The organism is Desulfothermus sp., from assembly GCF_053993635.1.
In genome coordinates, this window is the sequence record NZ_JBMYBT010000030.1 from 1 (window position 1) to 7,527 (window position 7,527).

A 7,527-nucleotide genomic window follows, 5' to 3' on the forward strand; every position below is an offset into this window, starting at 1 on the left:
CCCTGAGCCCTGATGCCAACCCCCTTTAAAAAAGAAACTAGGTGTTTTAAAAAAGTAATATTGTCATCTACAACCAGGATGTGGAGACCCTTTATTTTTTCTGGAACTTCAAGATATTCCATTCTTCCTTGCGGTATTTTAAGAGGCAAAGTAAACCAAAACTCTGACCCCTTGCCTTGTTTACTAAAAACCCCAATTTCTCCTCCCATTAATTCCACAAGGTGTTTTGAAATTGACAATCCAAGCCCACTTCCTCCGTATTTCCTTGCAATTGTAGTCTCTGCCTGGGTAAATTTTTCAAACAACTTCTTATGTTTTTCCTCTGGAATTCCAATCCCTGTATCTTTTACTGCAATTCTTATGGTCAACATGTTATCTCTCTGCGATACAAAATTTGTTTTTACTACTATTTCTCCTTTGTGTGTAAATTTTATGGCATTTCCTATTAAATTGTTGAGGACCTGTTTTATCCTAACAGGATCTCCAAAAACCTTAATGGGAACAATTGGATCAATATAATTAATTAATTCTAAACCCTTTTGCTGGGCAGAAACCGCCATTGCCATTACTGCATCATCTATAAGTTCGTAAATATCAAACTCTAATTCCTCTAATTCCAATTTTCCCGCTTCAATCTTTGACAGATCCAATATATCATTTAAAAGAGCAAGGAGGGAATTAGCACTATTTAGAGCAACCAAACAAAAATGTCTTTGTTCATCACTTAATTCAGTATCTTTTAAAAGGGAAAGCATACCTATTATTCCATTCATTGGAGTACGAATTTCATGGGACATATTTGCCAAAAATTCAGTTTTAGCCTTAGAAGCCTCTTCTGCCCTTATCAGTGCCTCTTGTAAGTTTATATTTATCTCTTTTAATTCCTCTTCCATATTTTTTCTGTCACTAATATCAACCAATACTCCTTCAAAATGAGAGGTTTTTAAGTCTTCACCCTTTACCACTCTTATACTCAGTGCAGCCCAAAACTCCGTCCCATCTTTTTTCCTGAGCTTAACCTCAAACTTATCAACAAAATTTTGCTCCTTAATCTGTTTTAATAATTCTTCCTCCTCCTTTGTATTCACAAACAATTGAGTGGAAATGTCTGTATAAAAATCCAGTACTTCTTCTGGGTTATCAAATCCTAGAAGTGAGGCCAATTTAGGATTTACTGCAATGAAAGTTCCATCAATACTAAGTTGAAATATACCTACCAAGGCATTTTCAAAGATAGATCTATATTTTTCTTCACTCTTTCTAAGTCTCTCTTCTAAAACCTTCCTTCTGTTTATCTCATTCTGTAGCTCAATATTTTTCTGTTCTATTTCTCTTTGATATTTAGTTGATTCTTCTAACTTTGTTTTTAATACCAAATTTTGGGAATTTATTCTTTGAGATATAAAAAGTCCTATAAGCAATAATATTGCCAAAAAGGAAAGAGATAATGGATATAACCATACTTTCAGACTTGAATGTTTATCATAGGGATGCATTATAAGAATGGAATAGCTACTCTCTTTTATAGGCGTGCTAGTAATAATTACAAAACATTGTTTTGGATTTTGTTTTAACCTTAAAAGGAATTTATTATCTTGACATAATTTTTTAGGATATTTTAAAAAAAAGTCCTGAGCGTCACAAAAAACATTTTTATTAAGATAAATTGTGTGTTTTTTGCTTTTAAAAAAAATATAGCTATCTTTTAGTATAAGTAATTTGTATACACTTTGTGGATTAATATGTATAAATATTTGTCCCACATACTTATTTTTAAAAAAATATGGAACAGAAAAAAACAGTTCATACTTATTATGACTTTTATAAAAAAAGAAATAAGGATTAGATCTTTTTTTAAACAATAACTGTCTCCACTTAATATAATCGACTTCATGAAGATATTTGGGTTTCGTGTCTACTAATATTTTACCTGATGAATCTACAAACACTATACGTTTGTAAATATTTATTCCTCCCAATTTTTTACTAGTCAAAAGATATTTAAATTCTCTTTGAATGGACAATAACGAGGCCCTAAGGCCATATTCCATGGACATACCAAGAGCTTTATTTTCAAAAAAACTACTAATACTCTTGGAAGCACATAATTCATTTAAATCATTTCTTCTCTCTGTAAAAAAATAACTAAGGGCTATAACACGATTTTTTATATTTGATTTAATGCGTTCTATCTCTGCCTGTTCCAAAGACACCTGTGCCTTATAATTAAAAAAAACTAGAATACCAATAAATACCACCAAAAAAGATACAGCAATTAACAGTAAACTTTCTCTAAGCATTTGAAAAAAATTTTTACCTTTCACCTTTTCTCCCATATCCAAAAAAATCAGGATAATAATCCAATACTGCAGGATAATATTTTTTTACTAATCTAATGTAAGTCCCATCTTTTTTGATTTTATTCAAAAACTTTTCAAAGGTATTTTTCAGCTCAGTGGCATCTTTTTGAAATGCGCAGGCCATAACCTGTCTTTTTGAAAGGGGTCCTATGACTTTAATCAATCCAGGAAATTTTTCCAGGGCTACTAATGCATCTGGCACATCTAATAAAGTAGCATCAGCTTTTCCATTTATCACAGCAGGAGCAAGCTCATTTAAATTTTTATTAAAGTCTATTATCTTAGCTCCATATTTTTTAAGACCATATAAAGATGCATCAAGACATGTAGCTGGAACATTTAAAACAGACATTCCCCTTAATTTAAGAAGAACAGCCAAAATATCTTTGGAAATATCACCTGTCGGCTTAATTGGGGTCAATTTAGAGTCTGATCTGGATATTAGCCATATTTGTGTTGGAAAAACTGGAGATGAATATGAGACCAACTTCTTTCTCCAATCGAGCACAGTAAGACCTGTTGCAATAATATCTCCTTTTATAGGAGATTCCCCTATAACTTGTACCTGATTTCCCTTTACCTCAATCTTTTTTCCAATTAAGTCGGGAATTACATGTTTCCAGTCTGTTTTTACAAATTGGTATTTCACATTTATATATTTTGCAAACAATTTTACTAAATCCACAGAAAATCCGTCCCCAGCCCCTGTTACAAAATTGGCATACGGCACCCCTAAATGTCTTATCACCCCTCTTTTCTTTATCTCAGTTAAATTAAATGCATAAATAGACTTTGCAGCAAGAAAGATAGCAACAAACAACAACATTAATTTTGTAATTTTTTTAATATACATTTCTTATTTCCTTTGTTTTTTATAACAAACCAAATTTTTACCATCCCTTTTTGCTTTATATAACTGCTCATCAGCACGATTTATTAGTTTGTATAAGTTATCTCCATCCCTATATTCTGCAACACCAAAACTTGCCGTAATCTTTTTTACTTTTGGTGTTTTTATTTTTGCTATTGAAATTCTTATATTTTCAGCTACAAGAACTGCATCTTTTAAATTTGTTTCAGGCAATAAAATTACAAATTCTTCACCACCCCATCTGGCTGCAATATCAATTTTTCTTATTCTTTTCATTATTGTGTTGGCAATATTTATTAATACTTCATCTCCAACATTGTGTCCATATGTGTCATTTATCTTCTTAAAGTCATCAATATCCAACATTATGATACTAAAAGTGTTGGAAAAACGTTTGCACCTCTCCCTTTCTTCTTCGAATTTCTTTTCAAAGAACCTGCGGTTATAAAGTCCAGTCAAGGGATCTTTCATTGACAATTCTATCAATTTGTCCTGTAATTGTTTATACTTAGTGACATCAATAAGATAATGTAAATAAAGATTTTTATCTACAGGTATCCAAAAAACATCATAAGTTTTACCTTCTATATCAAGCTCCATTTCTTTAGGTTGTTGACTTATCAGGGCCTCATCCGCCATACAAAACACACATTTAATTCCTGGGAAAATAATCCCTGTCCTCTCCATTGTCTTTCTTGCTTCATGAGAAATATATTTGGAATCCAAAATAGATCTCCAGCAATAGTCTCCCACCCTTGAGCCCATCATTTCTGCGGCCTTATTTTGGGCAATAATCTTTCTCTCTTTAGTAACTAACCATGCAGGATGTGGTAAGCTCTCAAGTAAGATTTTACTTTTTCTTTGCTCTGCTTCTTTTGCAAGCTCAACCATCTTTTCTGAGGTTATATCTCTTAAAATCATTCTAACTGGACTATTTTTTCTCGGCTCAATAGGGTCAACCATCACCTGAAGCCATTTTTTCCCATTTTCAATATTTATAAGGAATTCCTTTAAATTGGCTTTACTATATTTGCTGCTCTCTTCTATTAAGGTAAGTAAGTCATATTTTTTTAATATGGATTTTACACAATCCCTCTCAAAAGACCTACCTCCCATATAACTAAAAATCTCTTTGGCCTTTTGATTCATATATTCAATCTCACCTTTTGCACTAAATCTAATTATTCCTACTGGTGCTGTTTCTGATAATTCAAAAATTAATCTATTTTTCTTTTTCAATTCTTCTTCAAGGATTTTTCTCTGGGATATATCTCTTAAAATGGCTAGCACATAAGGGCCTTGGGGCAAATCTACCCTGGATAGGGCTATGTCACAAAACAGGATAGTTTCATCATAAAGCCTTTTGTGCATCCATTCAAAACGCTGAGGTCTTCCCGAAAAAGCACTACTAATTTTTTCTAATGCCATTTCTTTTGATGGCCTACCATTTGGTTGGAACTCAGGGGATACATCATAAGGTGTCTTACCTATTAACTCATTTTTTCTATTTCCTCCAAAAAATTCTACAGTTCTAAAGTTTGTATCTATAATTGTACCATCTTTATCCAATAATAAAATTGCATCTGCTGCTGCGTCAAATATTAACTGAAAATTTCTCTCAAGTATAAAAATCTCTTGGTTCAACTCCCTTTTTTTTGGTACATAGGACAAAATTCCTAAGGCGAGCCATTCACCTTGAAATTTCAAGGGTTTTAATACCAGCTGTATTTTTTTCTCTCTGCCACATGCCTTTATATTCAATTCAAGAAGTTTATGAAATTTTGAAGTCGTCCCTGTAGAGGCAAATAGCTTAAATTCTTCCTTAACCTCAGATAATACCTTATTATCTTTAATAAAAAGAGGGTGAAGCTCTTCGCAAATAAGGTCTTCTAATCTGTAACCTAAGATATCCTCAGCTACTCTATTACAAAAGCAAACTTTTCCCTCACTATTTAAGACAACTATTCCCTCAGAAAAGGAATCGATTACAAGCTCCAAAAGCTCTCGCCTATCCCAATCTTTGCAACAACAATTTTTATTTCGGCTTATTTTATCTATTTTTTGTAATAAATTTATCTTTTTCTCCATAACTTCCATCTCTCCCCAATCCAAAAACTACATGCTCCATAGATAAAGAGAAGTTTCCTGGTCAAATTCTCTTACAAAAAATCCTTTTTCAAATGGAATTATACAGTACTCAAACGCAAATACTGAACTACCTTCATTGAGATGACCCCCAAATACTTCTCCTTTCCTGTCACCTAAAACTATATGGGCATGGATAAAGGGCTTATTATCTTTTATTGATACATTGCCTTTTAAAGATAAGACCTCCATTGGTTTATCAATTCTATTTACAATGTACTCTTTGTTTTTCTGATCATAATATCCAATTGTAACATATTCAAGCGCCCCTATTCCCTCAATAATTCCATTAATAACATTATTTTCCTCACATATTTTTGTGAGTTCTAAAATTAAATCCTTCCCTTTTAAAAGTCTGCCTACAATTACTTCATTTTTTAAATTAAATGTTTTTAAAATCATTTTTAATCTTCCTTTTTTCTTTTTCCTTTAATTTCTTTTCCATATAACAATATAATCCTTCACCTCGCAGAGCAGGTTTAAAACACATATTACAAGACTCACAAAGGGCATCTCTTAAATCTCCATGTTTCCATCTAGCAATAAGGTGGGATTCCCTGATAAATGGCCTTGACATACTCACCATATCGCAGATATTATTTTTAACTAACTCATTGCACACATCAAATTTTCTTATGCCTCCTACTAAAATCAGAGGAACACAGAGTTCTTGCTTAAATTGTTTTGCGTGTTCTAGATAATATACTTCCCCTAGCTTATTTGCAATCTTTTTAGCCCTTGAAGGAATCAAGTCCTTGGATATGAGTGTCCCACCACTCATCTCAATTCCATCAATTCCATTTTCTTGGAGGAGCTTTGATACATAAAGCATCTCTTTAAAGGTCATCTGGGGATCTAAGAAGTCCTCGCAATTTATCTTTACTATGACAGGAAAGTCTTCTCCCACTTTCTCTCTTATCTTTAAATATACATCCATAAGAAGCTTTGACCTTCCCTTTATGTCTTTGCCGTACTCATCCTGTCTTTTATTAAAATATGGAGACAAAAATTGGCTCAAAAGATATCCATGGGCTGCATGAATTTGGACTCCATCAAATCCAGCCAGCTTTGCCCTTTTTGCTGCTTGGGCAAATTTTTCAACTACATCATGTATCTCATCTTTGGTCATTGCAATGGCCTGAGCAGATCTAAAATCGCTTTTTATTTCAAAATCAGAAGGTCCTATACCAGCTTGACCATGAGGGCTGAAATGAAAGATTCCACTGTGGGCAATTTGCAAAAATATCTTTGAACAGTATTTATGAACTGTTTCTGGAATCTTTTTAAGTCCATCAATCAATTTATCTGAATATACACCCAGTTGCCATGGACTTGCCTGACCTTTTTTGTCCACATATGCGTGAGATGTGATTATGAGCCCCACCTCTCCCTTTGCCAGTTCTTCCATGACTCTGATAAGATTTGACGTAACTTCCCCTTTTTCTGTGGCCATTCCTTCCCAGGTGGCTGAACGAACAAATCGGTTTTTTATTTTGCAAGTTTTAAATGTTATTTCTGAAAATACATTCTTTGACATAGCGCTTTCCTTTTTGGATTTATTGGATTTCATAAAGGTTCTAGGACGTTCTAAGTTCTATGTTCTAGGTTCTAAGTTCTAAGTTTTATGTTCTAAATTTCAAATTTTTGGTTTTCGGTTTCTTAAACATTGAACGTCGAACGTTGAACATTGAACAATTTATCCCGCTAACCCATAAATTTAGCTAGACTTATCCTCAATTGTCTTTTTATTAATTTGTTGATATTGTCACTTCGTAAGCCGTAATAGAGGAATTTAAAAATAACCTATTAAAATACCTAATATAAAAATAACTAATTTTCGTATCTAAGCAAAATAACAATACAAAATTAAAAGTAAAGGAGTACTTTTATGATTCCTGTTCCTAAAGGATATACATTTTCCACAGCAAAGGCAAATTTCAGGTACAAAAACAGAGATGACTTAGGGTTAATTTTATCAGAAAAACCAGCTGTTGTTGCCGCAGTATTTACTACAAATAAGTTTAAGGCCGCTCCCATATATGTATGTCAAAAAAAACTTAAACAAAATAGTTATAAGGCTCAGGGAATTGTCATAAATTCAGGTATTGCAAATGCAGGGACTGGAGAGATGGGAATTTATAACTGCAACAA

6 protein-coding genes are annotated in these 7,527 nt (G+C 32.8%); 1 reads left to right on the plus strand and 5 read right to left on the minus strand.

Going from position 1 to position 7,527, the window contains the following annotated elements; translation table 11 throughout:
- The 5 genes from ACY2V1_RS02375 to ACY2V1_RS02395 form a co-directional block, all read right to left on the minus strand.
- Positions 1–2,324, minus strand: a 2,324-nt coding sequence (locus ACY2V1_RS02375) for a PAS domain-containing protein (RefSeq protein WP_461833196.1), incomplete at its 3' end; no start/stop codon positions are given.
- Positions 2,314–3,213, minus strand: coding sequence for a transporter substrate-binding domain-containing protein (locus tag ACY2V1_RS02380; RefSeq protein WP_461833197.1), 900 nt, complete (start codon positions 3,211–3,213; stop codon positions 2,314–2,316). The genes ACY2V1_RS02375 and ACY2V1_RS02380, both read right to left, overlap by 11 nt.
- A gap of 3 nt (positions 3,214–3,216) precedes the next feature.
- Positions 3,217–5,319 (minus strand): sensor domain-containing diguanylate cyclase, encoded by a 2,103-nt coding sequence (locus ACY2V1_RS02385; protein ID WP_461833198.1) that lies wholly within the window; start codon positions 5,317–5,319, stop codon positions 3,217–3,219.
- Positions 5,320–5,346: 27 nt separating this feature from the next.
- Complete coding sequence (locus ACY2V1_RS02390) at positions 5,347–5,778, minus strand: PPC domain-containing DNA-binding protein (RefSeq protein WP_461833199.1); 432 nt, start codon at positions 5,776–5,778, stop codon at positions 5,347–5,349.
- The gene (locus tag ACY2V1_RS02395; protein ID WP_461833200.1) at positions 5,759–6,913 is read right to left on the minus strand and encodes an NADH:flavin oxidoreductase; all 1,155 of its coding nucleotides are present in this window, start codon (positions 6,911–6,913) and stop codon (positions 5,759–5,761) included. Before ACY2V1_RS02395 ends, ACY2V1_RS02390 begins: the two co-directional genes overlap by 20 nt.
- Before the next feature lie 351 nt (positions 6,914–7,264).
- On the opposite strand from ACY2V1_RS02395, the gene ACY2V1_RS02400 reads away from it, so the two are divergent.
- On the plus strand, positions 7,265–7,527 hold a 263-nt coding region (locus ACY2V1_RS02400; protein ID WP_461833201.1), incomplete at its 3' end, for a bifunctional ornithine acetyltransferase/N-acetylglutamate synthase.

Excerpts from the sequence above, each read along its gene's own strand:
- ACY2V1_RS02380 (WP_461833197.1), bottom strand. The coding sequence starts at position 3,213 with ATGTATATTAAAAAAATTACAAAATTAATGTTGTTGTTTGTTGCTATC.
- ACY2V1_RS02385 (WP_461833198.1), bottom strand. The coding sequence starts at position 5,319 with ATGGAGAAAAAGATAAATTTATTACAAAAAATAGATAAAATAAGCCGA.
- ACY2V1_RS02390 (WP_461833199.1), bottom strand. The coding sequence starts at position 5,778 with ATGATTTTAAAAACATTTAATTTAAAAAATGAAGTAATTGTAGGCAGA.
- ACY2V1_RS02395 (WP_461833200.1), bottom strand. The coding sequence starts at position 6,913 with ATGTCAAAGAATGTATTTTCAGAAATAACATTTAAAACTTGCAAAATA.